13 protein-coding genes are annotated in these 16,041 nt (G+C 65.1%); 6 read left to right on the top strand and 7 right to left on the bottom strand.

Translation table 11 applies throughout. The features are described 5' to 3' along the window. Window positions 1-40: 40 nt before the first annotated feature. The 3 genes from rsxC to rsxA are packed head-to-tail and all read right to left on the bottom strand — an operon-like array spanning window position 41 to window position 4,234. The gene (gene rsxC, locus ACZYGA_RS00920) at window positions 41-3,004 is read right to left on the bottom strand and encodes an electron transport complex subunit RsxC (protein WP_404625226.1); all 2,964 of its coding nucleotides are present in this window, start codon (window positions 3,002-3,004) and stop codon (window positions 41-43) included. Continuing rightward, window positions 3,004-3,651, bottom strand: coding sequence for an electron transport complex subunit RsxB (rsxB, locus tag ACZYGA_RS00915; protein ID WP_176494413.1), 648 nt, complete (start codon window positions 3,649-3,651; stop codon window positions 3,004-3,006). Before rsxB ends, rsxC begins: the two co-directional genes overlap by 1 nt. Before the next feature lies 1 nt (window position 3,652). After that, a complete protein-coding gene (gene rsxA / locus ACZYGA_RS00910) occupies window positions 3,653-4,234 on the bottom strand; it encodes an electron transport complex subunit RsxA (RefSeq protein ID WP_077374196.1) in 582 nt (193 codons plus the stop codon). 341 nt (window positions 4,235-4,575) lie between these two features. Here rsxA and ACZYGA_RS00905 point away from each other — a divergent pair, with 341 nt between their 5' ends. Then, on the top strand, window positions 4,576-5,076 hold the full coding sequence (locus tag ACZYGA_RS00905) for a DUF3465 domain-containing protein (RefSeq protein ID WP_136938641.1): 501 nt from the start codon (window positions 4,576-4,578) through the stop codon (window positions 5,074-5,076). A gap of 109 nt (window positions 5,077-5,185) precedes the next feature. Here ACZYGA_RS00905 and metG read toward each other — a convergent pair whose 3' ends face one another. After that, window positions 5,186-7,237 (bottom strand): methionine--tRNA ligase, encoded by a 2,052-nt coding sequence (gene metG, locus ACZYGA_RS00900; RefSeq protein WP_404625228.1) that lies wholly within the window; start codon window positions 7,235-7,237, stop codon window positions 5,186-5,188. Between the two features lie 247 nt (window positions 7,238-7,484). On the opposite strand from metG, the gene ACZYGA_RS00895 reads away from it, so the two are divergent. Continuing rightward, window positions 7,485-7,958, top strand: coding sequence for a tellurite resistance TerB family protein (locus ACZYGA_RS00895; protein ID WP_077374187.1), 474 nt, complete (start codon window positions 7,485-7,487; stop codon window positions 7,956-7,958). A gap of 122 nt (window positions 7,959-8,080) precedes the next feature. Here the strand turns inward: ACZYGA_RS00895 and ACZYGA_RS00890 are convergent, their stop codons facing one another. After that, window positions 8,081-8,785, bottom strand: a complete 705-nt coding sequence (locus ACZYGA_RS00890) for a cell wall hydrolase (protein WP_404625230.1) — start codon at window positions 8,783-8,785, stop codon at window positions 8,081-8,083. Window positions 8,786-9,189: 404 nt separating this feature from the next. Here ACZYGA_RS00890 and ACZYGA_RS00885 point away from each other — a divergent pair, with 404 nt between their 5' ends. The 4 genes from ACZYGA_RS00885 (at window position 9,190) to ACZYGA_RS00870 (ending at window position 13,821) form a co-directional block, all read left to right on the top strand. Beyond that, the gene (locus ACZYGA_RS00885; RefSeq protein WP_404625232.1) at window positions 9,190-9,903 is read left to right on the top strand and encodes an RNA pseudouridine synthase; all 714 of its coding nucleotides are present in this window, start codon (window positions 9,190-9,192) and stop codon (window positions 9,901-9,903) included. 167 nt (window positions 9,904-10,070) lie between these two features. Continuing rightward, on the top strand, window positions 10,071-10,871 hold the full coding sequence (gene apbC, locus ACZYGA_RS00880; RefSeq protein WP_404625233.1) for an iron-sulfur cluster carrier protein ApbC: 801 nt from the start codon (window positions 10,071-10,073) through the stop codon (window positions 10,869-10,871). Between the two features lie 127 nt (window positions 10,872-10,998). After that, complete coding sequence (gene dcd / locus ACZYGA_RS00875; protein WP_043334107.1) at window positions 10,999-11,565, top strand: dCTP deaminase; 567 nt, start codon at window positions 10,999-11,001, stop codon at window positions 11,563-11,565. 264 nt (window positions 11,566-11,829) lie between these two features. Continuing rightward, entirely contained in the window at window positions 11,830-13,821 is a 1,992-nt protein-coding gene (locus ACZYGA_RS00870; protein WP_404625235.1) for an autotransporter outer membrane beta-barrel domain-containing protein, read from the top strand. 132 nt (window positions 13,822-13,953) lie between these two features. On the opposite strand, the gene purN is transcribed toward ACZYGA_RS00870, so the two are convergent. After that, a complete protein-coding gene (purN, locus tag ACZYGA_RS00865; protein WP_176494409.1) occupies window positions 13,954-14,730 on the bottom strand; it encodes a phosphoribosylglycinamide formyltransferase in 777 nt (258 codons plus the stop codon). Further along, a complete protein-coding gene (gene purM / locus ACZYGA_RS00860) occupies window positions 14,727-15,809 on the bottom strand; it encodes a phosphoribosylformylglycinamidine cyclo-ligase (protein ID WP_077374169.1) in 1,083 nt (360 codons plus the stop codon). Before purM ends, purN begins: the two co-directional genes overlap by 4 nt. Between the last annotated feature and the right edge of the window lie 232 nt (window positions 15,810-16,041).

Here is a 16,041-nt window from a genome sequence, read left to right as displayed (position 1 = left end):
CAGCGGCCTGCCAAGGGGGCGGTGAAGGAACGCGCGTCACTCATTGCGCGTCCACCAGTGCCTGTACCTCGGCCAGCGACTCGCGGGCGTGTTCCAGATTGCGGCGCGTACGGTCGACCTTGGTGGCCAGTCGCTGGCGGCTTTCGTCATCCGCCTCGCTCAGTGCCGCCTCTGCCTTGCGATGGGCCGCCTCGGCCGCCTTGACCGCGATGGTGACCTGCTTGTGACGCTTGGCGAGGTTCTCGGCGCGCGATGCCTCGATCTCGGCCTGGGAGAGCGTCACGTTGCTGGCCATGCTGCCACGTCCCACCGATCCTGCGGCAGCCTTGGGGGCCTCGGGAATCAATTCACCCGCGCCCTTGGCGGCAGGCGGCGCGTCAGTGCCGTCAGCTTGCGCGCTGGTCAGGCGAACCTCGGCGGCGCGCAGGTTTTCCTGTGCGGTGGCCAGCAGGGTCTGCAGGTCCTCGATATCGCCTTCACCGCTTTCGCTGGCGCGGGCCAGCGCCTTCTCGGCCTTCTTGACCGCGATATTGGCGGCTGCACGCGCCGTCTTGAACGCCTTGAGATCGGCAGCCGGCGCTGCGGCTGCAGGGGCAGCGGCGCCTGTCGAGGAAGTGCTGGCCGGCGCAGGGGCAGCTGACTCGCTGGGGTCGCTGGCGGCCTTGAGGTCGGCTTCGGCCTTGGCAAGTCGCGCTCTGGCGTCCGTGACGCTGGCCTCCAGCGCCGCGATGTCACCCTCACCGCTATCCTGTGCCGTCTTGAGGGCCTTCTCGGCCTTCTTGACGGCGATGTTGGCGGCGGCACGCGCCGTCTTGAGCGCCTTGAGATCGGCTGCCGGGGCAGCGGCGCCTGTCGTGGAGGTGCTTGCCGCCGCAGGGGCAGCTGACTCGCTGGTCTCGCTGGCGGCCTTGAGGTCGGCTTCGGCCTTGGCCAGTCGGGCCCTGGCATCCGTGACGCTGGCCTCCAGCGCCGCGATGTCACCCTCACCGCTGTCCTGTGCCGTCTTGAGGGCCTTCTCGGCCTTCTTGACGGCGATGTTGGCGGCGGCGCGCGCCGTCTTGAACGCCTTGAGGTCGCCAGCCGAAGCTGCGGCAGCCGGGGCTGCGGCGGCGGGGGCGGACGCGCCAGTGACAGCAGAGGCGGGGGCCGCAGCGGCGGACTCGCTCGCCTCGCTGGCGGCCTTGAGGGCGCTTTCCGCACTGGCAAGTCGGGTCTTGGCCGCGGTCACGTTGGCGTCAAGCGCCGCAAGATCACTGGCGCTGCTCTCGCCACTGTCCTGAGCCGCCTTGAGCGCCTTCTCGGCCTTCTTGAGGGCGATGTTGGCCGCGGCGCGTGCCGTCTTGAAGGCCTTGAGGTCCGTCGCCGCTGCCGGCGCCGACGGAGCGGCGGCACTCGCTGTGGACGTCGTATCGGCGGCAGTCGCGGTCTCGGCGCGCGCTGCAGCGGCCTTCTGGGCGGCCTGGGCACGCTGCTGGCGCTTGGCTTCCTTCTCGGCTTCCTCGCGTGCCATGCGCGCCTGCTTGAACTCGAAGCGGTGACGGGCGCGCTCTGACTTGCGCGCCTCGTGCTGGGCGGTGCGAATCTCGCCCTTGGCGAAGCGGTAATACTGCACCAGCGGAATCTGGCTGGGGCAGACATAGGAGCAGGCACCGCACTCGATGCAGTCCGCGAGGTTGTAGAGCTCGGCCTTGTCGAACTCGCGAGACTTGGAGAACCAGTAGAGCTGCTGCGGGAGCAGCTCCGCCGGACATGCCTGCTCGCACATGCCACAGCGGATGCAGGGTTGCTCGACAGCAGGGGCCGGCACCGCCTCAGGCGAGGAGGCCAGCAGACAATTGGTGGTCTTGATGATCGGCAGGGCGTCACTCTCGAGGGTGAAGCCCATCATCGGCCCACCCATCACCAGACGGGCGATGCCGCTCGCAGAAGGAGCAGCCAGGCGCAGCAGGTCACCGATGGCGGTGCCCAGGCGGGCCTCGACGTTGTGCGGGTGCTGCAGGGCCTCGCCGGTCAGGGTGACGACCCGCGAGATCATCGGCTCGCCGAAGCACACCGCACGCTGCACCGCGCGCACGGTGCCCGGATTGTGCACCACCACGCCGACATCCGCGGGCAGGCCGCGACTGGGCACTTCGCGGCCCGTCAGCAGCTTGATCAGCTGCTTCTCACCGCCGGAGGGGTACTTGGTCGGCACCACCACGACTTCCAGACGTGAATCCAGCGGCGGCAGGCGCTTGTCGGCACGCCGGGCGCGAATCGCCTGCTCCAGCGCGATGACGGCCTCGGGCTTGTTGTCCTCGATACCGATCAGGATGCACTCGGGGCCGATCAGGCTGGCGAGAATCTCGAGCCCTTCGATCAGCGCTTCCGGGTGGGTGCGCATGGTCAGGTCATCGGCGGTGATGTAAGGCTCGCACTCCGCCGCGTTGAGGATCAGGGTGTCGATGGCGTGGCGCTCACGCACGCGCGCCTTCACCGCCGAGGGGAAGCCCGCGCCGCCCTGGCCGACCACGCCGGCATCCTGCAGGCGCTGGATCAGGTCCTGGGCTTCCTGCTGGCGCCAGTCGCGCCAGGCCTCAAGGCGCGCCCATTCATCGATCTCGCCGTCACGCTCGATCACGATGCACAGATCTTCCAGGCCCGAGACGTGAGGGATCTGACGCGGCTCGATGGCGGTGACCACGCCGGTGATGCTGGCATGCACCGGCGCGGAGATCATGCCCTGGGCGCGAGCGATCAGCTCACCGGTCTTCACGCGCTGGCCGATCTCCACCAGCGGCTGGGCGGGCGCGCCGATATGCTGACTGAGCGGCAGTACCACCTCATGGGGCAGCGGGGCGGCCACCAGCGGGGCGCGATTGGAGAGTGCCTTGTGTTCCGGCGGGTGAATGCCGCCGTGGAAGTCGAATATGCGGGGAGCGCTGTCACTGCCTGTCGCGCGCGGGGCAGCAGTGCTCGTGGCAGAACGGGACGTCACCATGGACTTGAGCAACGACAGAACCATCAGGCGACATTCCTTGCAGAGGTGGCGGTAGCGCGCTCTTGCGGGGCAGCGTCAGTGACGATCAGGCTGCCGCTGAAGCGGGTATTGTCTCGGGCCGGGCCGGCCGGCTGTGGCCAGTGCCAGCTGCGCACGTCGGTGGCGACCGGCACCATGTCGATGCAGTCCACCGGGCAGGGCTCGACGCACAGGTCACAGCCGGTGCATTCGTCGGCGATCACGGTATGCATGTGCTTGGCGGCGCCCAGGATGGCGTCCACCGGGCAGGCCTGGATGCACTTGGTGCAGCCGATGCATTCGTCTTCGCGAATCACCGCCACCTTGGGGGTGTTGTCGGCATCGCCATCCAGCGGCGTGGCCTCGCGCCCCAGCAGGTCGGCCAGCGAGGCGATGGTGCTCTCGCCACCCGGTGGGCACTTGTTGATCTCGTCCCCCTCGGCGATGGCCTGGGCATAGGGCTTGCAGCCCGGATAGCCGCACTGGCCGCACTGGGTCTGCGGCAGCAGCTGGTCGATCTGCTCGACGATGGGGTCGCCCTCGACCTTGAAGGCCACCGAGGCGAAGCCGAGCAGGCCACCGAAGACGATCGCCATGGCCACCAGCGCGATGATGGCGGAGATCAGCGTATGGTCGTTGAGGAAATCGAGCATGTCAGATCTGCACCAGTCCGGAGAAGCCGAGGAAGGCCAGCGACATCAGGCTGGCGGTGATCATCGCGATGGCCGGGCCCTGGAAGGGGCGTGGCACATCGGCGAAGGCCAGGCGCTCACGCATGGCGGCGAACAGCACCAGCACCAGCGAGAAGCCCACGGCCGCACCGAAACCGTAGAGCGTGGCTTCCATGAAGCTTGAATTGCGGTTCAGGGTCAGCAGCGCCACACCGAGCACCGCACAGTTGGTGGTGATCAGCGGCAGGAAGATGCCCAGCACCTGGTAGAGCAGCGGACTGGTCTTCTTGACCACCATCTCGGTGAACTGCACCACCACGGCAATCACCATGATGAACGCGATGGTGCGCAGGTACTCAAGCCCCAGCGGCGCGAGGATGAAGTGGTAGGTCAGGTAGGCGCACATCGAGGACAGAGTGAGCACGAAGGTGGTGGCCAGCGACATGCCCATCGCCGACTCCAGCTTGTTGGAGACCCCCATGAACGGGCACAGGCCAAGGAACTGAACCAGCACGAAATTGTTGACCAGGATGGTGCTGATCAGGATAAGAAGGTATTCACTCATCAGGGGCGTCGCTCGGTCAGGGTGTTTCGAAGGCGCTCTGGTGTACGGTCGACAGGCATGACGCTGCGCTAGCAGAAGATCATGGCGCGTCGCTGTCGTGCGCAGTCAGGATGCGGCACGTCAGGAAGGAGCGTCGAGCGCGGCAGCATTATACGCAAGATACTGCCTGCCGACAGCCTGTAGCGTGGCAATCAAGGCGCAGTGTTGCCAGTGTGAGACGGCCATTGTTTCGTGTTTTGCTTGGTTCTTGAAGTAATAAAGAAGAATTCCTTTATTACTTTTTATGATTCTGGCGTTGCCAGTGTCTCTTCATCCTCAAGAGATTGCACAAGGAGTGGGATATGCGTCGATCGGGTTCGCGCGGCAGGCGGCCGTTGTGGGTCATTGTCATCGTGGTCATCCTGGCGGGAATTTCCCAGCTGACGGGCAATGGCAACCTTTCGCTCACACAGTGGTGGAGCGACTTCCGCTCTCCGCAGACCACGCAGGAACAGGGCACCGGCTCCGCGGATGAGCAGCGCCTGCGCGATGCCATCCGCGCGCAGCAGAGTGATGTGCAGGTGCGCGGCACGGGGGAGGTGATACGCCTGCTCCGGGATGATCTCAAGGGCAGTCGTCATCAGAAATTCCTGATTCGAGTGGCAGGCGGGACCACCATTCTGGTGGCGCATAACATCGATCTCGCGCCGCGTATCGACAGTCTTCAGGTCGGGGATCGCATCGGCTTCTACGGGGAATACGAGTGGACCGACAAGGGCGGCGTGATCCACTGGACGCATCATGATCCCGGTGGCCGCCATGTGGGCGGCTGGCTGGAGCATGCCGGCCGTCGTTACGAGTGATCGTGATACTGCCGAGTCCTGAGCCAGATGCCTGAACGACGACGCCCCGCCAGAGACTCTCTGGCGGGGCGTCGCGCTGAAGAGGCTTCAGCGAGGCTGAATCAGCGGATCAAGTGACGCGCTGACCCGGCTTGGCACCGGTGTGCGGCTCCAGCAGGTAGATGCCTTCGTCATCACCGGCGGCCAGCACCATGCCTTCGGAGACACCGAAGCGCATCTTGCGCGGTGCCAGGTTGGCGACCATCACGGTCAGGCGGCCTTCCAGGGCTTCCGGCGCGTAGGCGGACTTGATGCCGGAGAATACGGTGCGCGTCTCGCCGCCGATATCCAATGTCAGCTTGAGCAGCTTGGCCGCCTTCTCGACGTGCTCCGCCTTGACGATCTTCGCCACGCGCAGGTCGGTCTTCATGAAGGTGTCGAAGTCGATCTCCTCGGCGATCGGGTCGGCGTCGAGCGGGCTCGGCGCGGCGGCAGCTTCCGCCTTGGCGGTGCCGTCCTTGATCTTCTGCTCCTCGACCAGCACTTCGCGCGAGGCTTCGAGCATCTTGTCGATGCGCTCCGGCTCGACACGGGTCAGCAGCGGCTTGAACTTGTTGATGGCATGATCGCTCAGTACGCTTTCGCGGCTGGCCCAGTCCAGGCTCTCGAGGTTCAGGAAGTCGCGCGCCTTGTCGGCCAGCTCCGGAATCACCGGCGCCAGATAGACCATCAGCTGGCGGAACAGGTTGATGCCTACGGAGCAGACCTCGAGCACTTCCTGCTCGCGACCGTCTTCCTTGGCCATCGCCCACGGCGCCTTGTCGGCGATGTAGGTGTTGGCTTCATCGGCCAGCTCCATCACCTTGCGCATGGCGCGGGCGAATTCACGGGCTTCGAAGTCCGCCGCGATGCCTTCGCCAGCGGCGATGAAGCGCTCGACCAGCTCCGGCTCGGCGCAGGTGGCGGACAGCTTGCCGTCGCCCAGCTTCTTGACGAAACCGGCACAGCGGCTGGCGATGTTGACCACCTTGCCGACCAGGTCGGAATTCACGCGGGCGGTGAAGTCCTCGAGGTTGAGGTCGAGGTCATCGACGCCGGAGGTCAGCTTGGCGGCGAAGTAGTAGCGCAGGTATTCCGGGTTGAGGAACTGCGCGTAGGTATCGGCCTTGATGAAGGTGCCGCGCGACTTGGACATCTTGGCGCCGTTCACGGTCACGAAACCGTGGCAGTTGACGCCGGTCGGGGTGCGCATGCCGGCACCTTCCAGCATCGCCGGCCAGAACAGGGCGTGGAAGTAGACGATGTCCTTGCCGATGAAGTGATAGACCTCGGCGTCGGAATCGGCCTTCCAGTAGCTGTCGAAGTCGATGCCCTGCTTCTCGCACAGGTTCTGGAAGCTGGCCAGATAGCCGATCGGCGCGTCCAGCCATACGTAGAAGTACTTGCCCGGCGCGTCGGGAATCTCGAAGCCGAAGTAGGGTGCATCGCGGGAGATGTCCCACTCGGCCAGACCCGCCTCGAACCATTCCTGCAGCTTGTTGGAAATCTGGCTCTGCACGCGGCCGCTCTTGGTCCACTCCTGCAGGAACTCGGCGAAGTTCGGCAGCTTGAAGAAGTAGTGCGTGGAGGTGCGCATTTCCGGGGTAGCACCGGAGATGGCCGAGACCGGATTGATCAGCTCGGCCGGGGTGTAGGCCGCGCCGCAGGCTTCACAGTTGTCGCCGTACTGGTCTTCGGTCTTGCACTTCGGGCAGGTGCCCTTGATGAAGCGGTCGGCGAGGAACAGGCCCTTGACCGGGTCGAACATCTGCTCGATATCGCGGGTGGCGATATGGCCGGCATCACGCAGCGCCAGATAGATGCGCTCGCTGTGGGCGCGGTTCTCCGGCGAGTGGGTGGAGTGGTAGTTGTCAAAGTCGACACCGAACTTGGCGAAGTCGGCCTGATGCTCGTCACTCACGCGCTGGATCAGCTGCTCGGCGGTGACGCCTTCCTGCTCGGCACGCAGCATGATGGCGGTACCGTGGGCGTCATCGGCGCACACGTAATGGCATTCGTGGCCACGACTTTTCTGGAAGCGTACCCAGATGTCGGTCTGGATGTACTCAAGCAGGTGACCCAGGTGGATCGACCCATTGGCATAGGGCAGGGCACTGGTGACCAGAATCTTGCGCGCTGACATGAGGCCTCGTCTTGACGGTAAAGGGCGCCTGCTGCGTGAAGGGCAGCGGCTCGCCGGAATGACACGTGATAGGGGCGAACGCATCGCCCCGTCGGGATGAGCGCTACTATATCGCGAAGGTGCGGGCGGCGCGAAGGGCGCGTCGCGTCACCAGCAACGCCGCCATGCGCAACTGTGCGGTTGCATCCCTTCCCGGCGCCCTCATGAAGGATGCTATACGCCACTTTTCCCGTTTCTGGAGGTCAGCATGGCAGCTCAACTATCCGTCGCCGGTCAGATCAATCGTCTCATCCGTCAGGTGATGATGCCCGGCAGCAACGCGCGCCCCAACGATGAACCTGGCCCCGAACTTGCGATGGCCGTGCTGATGTTCGAGGTGGTGCGCGCCGATGACCACCTCGACGTGCGCGAGCGAGAAGCGCTTGCACGCCAGCTGGCCGAGCGTTTCTCGCTGGAGAAGGATGAGCTTGCCAGCCTGTTGTCCCAGGCCGAACAGGATGCCGAACAGGCCACGGATCACTACCGCTTCGTCAAGCAGCTCAACGAGCACATGAGCCTTGAGGAGCGCACCGAGCTGATCGGCATGCTCTGGGAGCTGGCGTACGCCGATGGCGAGCTGGATGCCCATGAGGAGCATCGCATCCGCCGGCTTGCCGGACTGCTGCACGTCAGTCACAGCGAATTCATCCGTACCAAGCTAGCGGCCCAGCCGGACAAGTAAGCGCAGCCGCTCTCATGCAGACGCCCCCGCTGCCAATGGCAACGGGGGCGTCGTGTTTCCGACTTGTGGTCGCAGTGTCGGTTGGCTCTCAACAGCGGTCATCCAGCAGCAGCGGCTCGCGCTCAGTTGCGATAGAACAGGTGCTGACCGATGCGCGCGGTGCGCACGAAGCGCTTGGCCCAGTAGGGCGTGGCGTAGCGGGCGTGGAAGTAGAGCGCGCCGTCGGTGACGTCTTCCAGCTGATGGTTGAGCGCCTGCCGAGCCACGTCGCGTGCCTCGGCGTAGGCTTCCGGCTCGCGAATCCTGTCGGAACGCCCGTCACACCACCAGGAGAACTGGCAGCTGCCGCTCTCGCCGCCCTGCTTGACCACGCCACAGAGGCTGTCGGGGAAGCGCGGGTCGGCGGCGCGATTGATCACCACGTTGACGATGCCCTGCATGCCGCTTCGGCCTTCGCCCTTGGCTTCCCAGTAGGCGGCGCGCGCCAGACAGGTCAGCGGGTCGTCCACCGGTCGCTGGCCATTGGGGTCGATGGCGCGGGCGCCGGCCTTGGTCAGCAACAGCTCATCGGGGATGTCGTCCTGGCCTCGCACCAGCAGGCTCTCGAGGCGCTCGGCCTTGGCGGCGGCGCTGACGGCATTGGCAGCGGCAGGGGTGTCCGAGGCCTGTGGCGCCGAGCAGCCAGCCGCCAGCGTCAGCCCCGCGACAAGCAGCAGATGACGCAGTCCACGCAGCGTGGCGTGGCGGTCGATGCCGGCAATGCCGCGGCGCGGTGCCGGGGGTGGAGCGTGGGCACGCACGGGGTGCGCGGATGTCGATGGACGCATGCAGTTTACCTGTAGACATGTCCTGTAGGCTTGGGGTGGTGTGCCAATCTAGGCAGTGACACAGGCATCCCCCGGCGTGATGACCCTTCGGGCGCGATCGAGCAGTGATGGTCGCATGAGGGCGAGTCGCGCAGACGCGCCATCTTGCCCGATGTCATTCGTTCGATGCCCCTTGTCGGCTTCAACGCAACTCTGACGCAGCTCAGACGACGACAGTCGGGAAGAGTTCCCTGCCGCCATTGAATCACGCCGGGCGGCGGCGGGCATTCTCCCGTGTCATCGCGCCGGCATGTCGTTATCATGGCCAGTCTTCGTGATTGTCCATCGTGCATCACACTTCGTCATCCTGCGCTGGTGCGTGCCATTGCCTCCGGTCGCTAGCGTCGCTGTCCTTGAGAGTTTCCATGACTGAACCCGTCCGTCTATCCAAGTTCCTGGCCCATCAGCAGGGCATTTCACGTCGTGAAGCCGAGCATCTCATCGCCCAGGGCGTGGTGCGAGTCGCGGGCGAAGTCGTCGAGGCGCCGTTCTTCAAGGTCACGGATGAGGAAGTCACGGTCGATGAGGGCGCCAGCATGGAGCCCATCGCGCCGATGACTCTGGTGTGGTATCGCCCGCCGGGCGCTCCGCTGCCGGACCCGCTCACCCTGCGTGACGGCGCGCCGCGCAGTGCGCTGGACCACAGCGGTGCCGACTGGCTCAAGGTGCATTTCCTGTCCCAGCAGCCGCTGGCGGAGCTGGCCGAGCAGGAGTCCGGTCTCGCGGTGTGGTCACAGAATCGCGGCGTGATCCGCAAGCTCGGTGATGACCTGGACCAGCTGGAGCAGGAATACGTCGTCGAAGTGGAAGGCACGCTTGATGACGACGGCCTCAAGCGTATCGGCTTCGCGCTGTGCGCCGACATCCGTGGCCGCAAGCCCAAGGTCAGCATCAGCTGGCAGAGCGATACCCGTCTGCGCATCGCCATGAAGCGCGTGCCGGTGGGCGGTATCCGTGGCGCGGTTGAGGAGCAGGGCCTCAAGGTCATCGAGGTCCGTCGTCTGCGCCTGGGCGCGATCCTGCTGGGCCGCATGGCACCGGGCGAGTGGCGTTTCCTGCCGGTCGACGTGCGTTTCTGATTGCCCCCGGGGGCATGGTTTCCTTGGACATGGTGCATCGGCTTGGCCCGTATCGCGGTGGCAGGCATACTGTGCCCATCGTGTTCCACGGCTTTTTTCGCTGACAGTTCAGACGCCTGCGCGCCACGTTCATCGCGCCGCGCAGGCCGTCACAGGAGTTTCAAGGTATGGAAGGTATCAAGCACATCGTGGCCGTCGCCTCCGGCAAGGGTGGCGTCGGCAAGTCCACCGTCACCGCCAATCTGGCACTGGCGCTGGCTCAGGAAGGTCTCAAGGTCGGCCTGCTGGACGCCGACATCTACGGGCCGAGTCAGGCGCAGATGTTCGGCGTGCCGGCCGGTCAGCGTCCGGAGATGGCCGGTGAGCAGGTCTTCAGCCCCATCGAGGCCCACGGCATCAAGACCATGTCGATGGCTTACCTGGTCGACGTGAAGGACCCGATGGTCTGGCGTGGCCCGATGGTCGCGGGTGCCTTCCAGCAGCTGCTCAACCAGACTGCCTGGGGAGAGCTGGACGTGCTGTTGATCGACATGCCGCCGGGCACCGGTGACATCCAGCTGACCCTGTCACAGAAGGTGCCGGTCTCCGGGGCTGTCATCGTCACCACGCCGCAGGATATCGCGCTGCTGGATGCCCAGAAGGGCATCGAGATGTTCCGCAAGGTCAAGGTGCCGGTGCTGGGCGTGGTCGAGAACATGAGCACGCATACCTGCAGCCAGTGTGGCCATAGTGAAGCGGTCTTCGGTGCCGGTGGCGGTGAGCGCATCGCCGAGGAATACCAGACTCGCCTGCTGGGCCAGCTGCCGCTGACCCTGAGCATCCGCGAGAATGCCGATGGTGGTCGTCCCAGCGTGATCGCGGAGCCGCAAGGCGAGGTGGCCAAGTGCTTCCTCTCCATCGCGCGTCAGGTCATCGAGACCCTGGACACTGCCGAGGCGGACGAAGGCCCGAGCATCAGCTTCAGCTGAGCCTGAGCCGACACGCCGCCGTCGCCTCGTCGCGAGGTTTCCAGCGGCGCAGCGGGCCGGTATCATGCTGGCCCGCGTTTCATGGCGCTCACGCGTCTCTCCCCCATCAGTCAGTCAGGTACGCTCGATGAGCATCAAATCCGACAAGTGGATCCGTCGCATGGCCGAAAGCCACGACATGATCGAACCCTTTGAGCCCGATCAGGTGCGCTTTCACGATGAGCGCCGTGTGATTTCCTACGGCACCTCCAGCTACGGCTACGACGTGCGCTGCTCGGATGAGTTCAAGGTCTTCACCAACATCCATTCGGCGACGGTGGACCCCAAGCACTTCGACGAGAAGAGCTTCGTGGACGTGAAAGGCGACTCCTGCGTGATTCCGCCCAACTCCTTCGCGCTGGCCCGTACCATCGAGTACTTCCGCATTCCGCGTAACGTGCTGACCATCTGCCTGGGCAAGTCCACCTATGCGCGCTGCGGCATCATCGTCAACGTGACGCCGCTGGAGCCGGAGTGGGAAGGGCACGTCACCCTCGAGTTCTCCAACACCACCAACCTGCCGGCGCGCATCTACGCCAACGAAGGCGTGGCGCAGATGCTGTTCCTCGAGTCCGACGAAGTCTGCGAGACCAGCTACAAGGATCGCGGTGGCAAGTATCAGGGCCAGCGTGGCGTGACACTGCCGCGTACCTGAGGCACCGGTAGCGGTACAGCTTCCGCTGCCAGCCGCACCTGTGATTGCCGAAAGCGCCTCCCCCGGGAGGCGCTTTTTCTTTGCGTGAACGCAGGCGAGATCCGTCGCGGATGTGCTCGCTGGCTTGCTGCTTGCGAGCCGAAGCATTAGTCGGAAGTTGAACGAAACAATCGATTCAATCACTTGTTTTATTGCCTATGCTTGTCTGCAGGCCACCCCAGAGTGGCTGCAGGACGGATACCTCCCACAAGCAAGGGGCACGCCATGCCATCGCGTTCACATCGCGCTGTATTCCCTCCGACCAGCGCCAGCGGTCTGGTCCGACGTTTCACTCTGAGCAGTCTCGCGCTCGCCATCAGCACCACGCTGCTAACGACTCCCGCGCAGGCCTATTCCGACATCTATCTCTTCGGCGACAGCCTGAGCGATTCCGGGCAGTTCCCCGATACCACCCTGGGCGGCCTCAACAGCCTGCGATTCACCAACCGCAGCGGGCCGGATTACGAGAACTCGCCCTATGGCAGTGTCTCGACCCAGTTGCTGGCCACGGAGCTTGGGCTTGCCGCTGAGCCTTCCACCTCGGTGATCTATCAATTGGCCGGCTTCAGTGACGGCACCAACTACGCCGTGGGCGGCTATACCACGGCGCAGATTCTGGCCTCGGTGACAGATGAAGATGGCTCTGAGGTGGTCATCCCCGCGGGCAGCCCGGGCGGTGGTACGGTGCTCAGGGTCGAGGATGGCTATCTGGTCAGCACCGGCGGCAGTGCCGACCCCGACGCCCTCTATTACGTCAATGGCGGTGGCAATGACTTCCTGCAGGGCGTGATCACCTCACCGGCCACGGCGGTCGCCTCCGCCGGCAATCTGGTCGCGGCGGTGGAGGCACTGGCGGCGGCGGGGGCGACCACCATCATGGTCTCCAACCTGCCGGATGTCGGCAGCACGCCGGCCGGTCAGTCGGCGGGTGCCGCGCAGGCGGCGGGGACCTCCGCGCTGGTGGGCGTCTTCAATGACGCGCTGGGCGAGCGATTGGCGGCGCTGGATGGTCAGGTCAACATCATCCGGCTCGACACCGTCGGCATTCTCGAGGAGGTACTGGCATCGCCGGCCGAGTTCGGCTTTGCCAGCGACGTGCCGCTGACCCAGGTGTGCTTCTCGGACAGCTGCAACGTCACGCCCTATGGGCTGGGCGGAGCTGCAGAAGACCCGGACTCCCTGCTGTTCAATGACGGGGTGCACCCGACCACCGCCGGCCAGGAGATTCTCGCCGACTACGCCTATGCGATGCTCGCCGCGCCCTCGGTACTGGGGTTGGCGCCGCAGCTGGGCACGGGGGCGCTCAATGCCAGTCAGCGTAGTCTCGCCGATGAATTGCGCCCCGGGGCGCAGCATCCGCACGTGGGAGGGGAGACGGGCGTGCGTGTGTTCGCCATCGGCTCGGCCATTGGCGGCACCGGCGATGGCGAGACCTCCACCGGCCAGCAAGGCGTTGACAGCGAACAGCGCGGCGCGGGTGTCGGCGTGATGCTGCCGCTGGACAACGCGCTCGGCCGCGCCTGGGGCGGGGTGGCGGTCAGTCAGCGCCATGCGGACTTCGATGTCGACGACGGCAGTGAGCTTGAATTGGAAGGTCAGGTATTCAGTCTGTTCGCCCGTCAGCAGCTGGGCAGAGTTGGCATGCAGGCAGTGGCCAGCTACGGTGACTTCGAGTACGACCTCGACCGCCATGTCGCGCTGGGCCAGTCATCGCGCACCCTGTCCGGTGAGACGGATGGCGATGGCTTCAGCGCCGAGGCGCGTCTCGATTATCGCCTCACCGCCGCCGATTCGCTGTGGTACAACGCGCCCTTCGTGGCCTATCGCCACACCGAGTCCGACCTCGATGGCTACACCGAATCCGGCTCTGCCGCCAATGCTCTGAGCGTCTCGGATCAGACGCTGCGCGATCGGCGTGTCGAGCTGGGCTTCATGGTCGATCGCGCCGTCGCGGATGGCTTCGGCCTCTACGGGGAGCTGGCCTACGGCAAGCGTCTCGATGATGACGCCGAGAGCGCCGAGGTGCGTCTGGCGAGCCTGCCGACCAACGCCTACAGCGCCGAGGATCTCGATCGCGGCAGTGACAACTACCTGCGTGTCGATGGCGGCTGGCGCATGCAACTGGGTCGCAATGCCATGCTGCATCTGGGCGCCGGCATCGAGACCTGGGATGAGGTGACGGCGCGCGGCGAGGTGGGCGTGAGTTATACCTTCTAGAAGCGCAAGCGCCGAGAGAGAAGGGAAGCGTGAGAGACAAGAAGACCCCGTGACATTGGCATGTCACGGGGTCTTCTGTTTTCAGCTCGCTGTCAGCTCAGCCTGCCTTGTCAGCAAGGCAGACAGTGCGGATCAGTCTTCTTCGCCTTCCGGCAGCTCATCGCTGAGCTCTTCTTCCACATCGGCGTGGGAGAGGCGCAGACCGCCCACCGGCAGGTCATGGCCGTCGAGCTTGGCCACTTCGCCGTCGAGCTTCAGGCGGCCTTCGAGGAACCAGCGCACCGCGATCGGGTAGATCAGATGCTCACGCGTGTGCACGCGTTCCTTGAGGCTGGCTTCATCATCACCTTCCAGCACGTTGGCGACGGCCTGGATCGCCACCGGACCACCGTCGAGCTCCTCGGTGACGAAGTGCACGCTGGCGCCGTGTTCCTTCTCGCCAGCTTCCAGAACCTTGCGATGGGTATCAAGGCCCGGCCAGGCCGGCAGCAGTGACGGATGGATGTTGATCAGTCGACCGAAGAAGCGCTGCACGAAGATCGGCGACAGGATGCGCATGAAGCCGGCCAGCACGATGAGATCCGGCTCGTGGCGTTCGATCACCTTGATCAGGGCGCCATCATAGTGCTCGCGATTCTCGTACTCGTCATGCGGCAGCACCACGGCATCCACGCCCGCTTCGCGTGCGCGCACCAAGCCGTAGGCATCGGCCTTGTTGGAAATCACCGCGACCACGTCGCCGCCCAGCTCATCGTGCTCCTGAGCCTCCAGCAGCGCCTGCAGGTTGCTGCCGCTGCCGGAGATCAGTACCACGACGCGTGGGCGTACCGGCGTGTCATCCGCCTCGAAACCGTTGCCGAAGCCGCCGAGAGTGTCACCGTTGGAGGCGTTGGTAGTCGGCTCGATCATGCGGACAGATTCTCCAGCTGGACCTGTTCTTCTTCGCCCTTGCGTGCACGGATGGCACCGAGGGTGAAGACCGTCTCGCCCTGGGCTTCCAGGTGAGCGCGCGCGGCATCGGCATCCGCCGCGGCCACGACGACGACCATGCCGACGCCACAGTTGAGCACGCGGTGCATCTCGTGCTCCTCGACATTGCCCTGCTGCTGCAGCCAGTCGAACACGGCCGGACGCTTCCAGCTGGCGACGTCAATCTCGGCGGTGCAGTCATGCGGCAGCACGCGCGGGATGTTCTCGAGCAGGCCACCACCGGTGATGTGGGACATGGCGTGCACGCTGACATCGCTTTCCTTGAGCAGGGACAGCAGCGGCTTGACGTAGATGCGCGTCGGCGCCATCAGGGCGTCAGCCAGCGGCTGGCCGTCGATCTGCTGCTCCAGCAGCGAGGCATCGGCGACTTCGAGAATCTTGCGGATCAGCGAGTAGCCGTTGGAGTGCGGGCCGGAGGAGGCCAGACCCAGAATCACGTCGCCTTCGCCGACCTTCTTGCCGTCGAGGATCTCGGACTTCTCGACCACACCGACGCAGAAGCCGGCCAGGTCGTAGTCACTGCCTTCGTACATGCCCGGCATCTCGGCCGTCTCGCCGCCGACCAGTGCACAGCCGGACTGCAGGCAGCCTTCGCCGATCCCGGTGACGACGTCAGCGGCGATGTCGACGTCCAGCTTGCCGGTGGCATAGTAGTCGAGGAACTGGAGCGGCTCGGCGCCGGCGACCACCAGATCATTGACGCACATGGCGACCAGATCGATGCCGATGGTGTCGTGACGGTTGAGGTCCATGGCCAGGCGCAGCTTGGTGCCCACGCCATCGGTACCGGTGACCAGCACGGGCTGGCGATAGCCTTGCGGCAGTTCGCACAGGGCGCCGAAGCCACCCAGACCACCCATCACTTCCGGGCGGTGAGTGCGCTTGGCGACACCCTTGATGCGTTCCACGAGGGCGTTGCCTGCATCGATATCGACACCTGCATCCTTGTAGCTCAAGGAAGTCTTGCTGGGCGAGGAGTCCTGGGGGCGTTGCGTCATGTGAGGTTCCTGTCGGTGCGGCCTGAGCGGTGAGACACGATCGATCGGGGGAAAGAAAGGCGGCTATTGTAGCATTGCGCTTCACGGCTGACACCGTGGCGTTTCACAAAAAATGGCCATGATGTGAAAGACACGCCCCGAGCGCTTTCCTGAAGGCGCGCCAGTCCCTTTGGCCATCTTTCGTCAGGCGGGTCGTCCCGTTCGCCGGGCGCTTGTGGGTGAGTCAGTGACA

This window comes from Cobetia sp. BL01, assembly GCF_056493605.1.
This window is presented reverse-complemented; position numbering and strand designations above follow the sequence as displayed.

Bases quoted from the DNA above. Each gene is read 5' to 3' on its own strand.
- rsxC (WP_404625226.1), bottom strand. From the start codon at position 3,004: ATGGTTCTGTCGTTGCTCAAGTCCATGGTGACGTCCCGTTCTGCCACG.
- rsxB (WP_176494413.1), bottom strand. From the start codon at position 3,651: ATGCTCGATTTCCTCAACGACCATACGCTGATCTCCGCCATCATCGCG.
- rsxA (WP_077374196.1), bottom strand. From the start codon at position 4,234: ATGAGTGAATACCTTCTTATCCTGATCAGCACCATCCTGGTCAACAAT.
- ACZYGA_RS00905 (WP_136938641.1), top strand. From the start codon at position 4,576: ATGCGTCGATCGGGTTCGCGCGGCAGGCGGCCGTTGTGGGTCATTGTC.
- metG (WP_404625228.1), bottom strand. From the start codon at position 7,237: ATGTCAGCGCGCAAGATTCTGGTCACCAGTGCCCTGCCCTATGCCAAT.
- ACZYGA_RS00895 (WP_077374187.1), top strand. From the start codon at position 7,485: ATGGCAGCTCAACTATCCGTCGCCGGTCAGATCAATCGTCTCATCCGT.
- ACZYGA_RS00890 (WP_404625230.1), bottom strand. From the start codon at position 8,785: ATGCGTCCATCGACATCCGCGCACCCCGTGCGTGCCCACGCTCCACCC.
- ACZYGA_RS00885 (WP_404625232.1), top strand. From the start codon at position 9,190: ATGACTGAACCCGTCCGTCTATCCAAGTTCCTGGCCCATCAGCAGGGC.
- apbC (WP_404625233.1), top strand. From the start codon at position 10,071: ATGGAAGGTATCAAGCACATCGTGGCCGTCGCCTCCGGCAAGGGTGGC.
- dcd (WP_043334107.1), top strand. From the start codon at position 10,999: ATGAGCATCAAATCCGACAAGTGGATCCGTCGCATGGCCGAAAGCCAC.
- ACZYGA_RS00870 (WP_404625235.1), top strand. From the start codon at position 11,830: ATGCCATCGCGTTCACATCGCGCTGTATTCCCTCCGACCAGCGCCAGC.
- purN (WP_176494409.1), bottom strand. From the start codon at position 14,730: ATGATCGAGCCGACTACCAACGCCTCCAACGGTGACACTCTCGGCGGC.
- purM (WP_077374169.1), bottom strand. From the start codon at position 15,809: ATGACGCAACGCCCCCAGGACTCCTCGCCCAGCAAGACTTCCTTGAGC.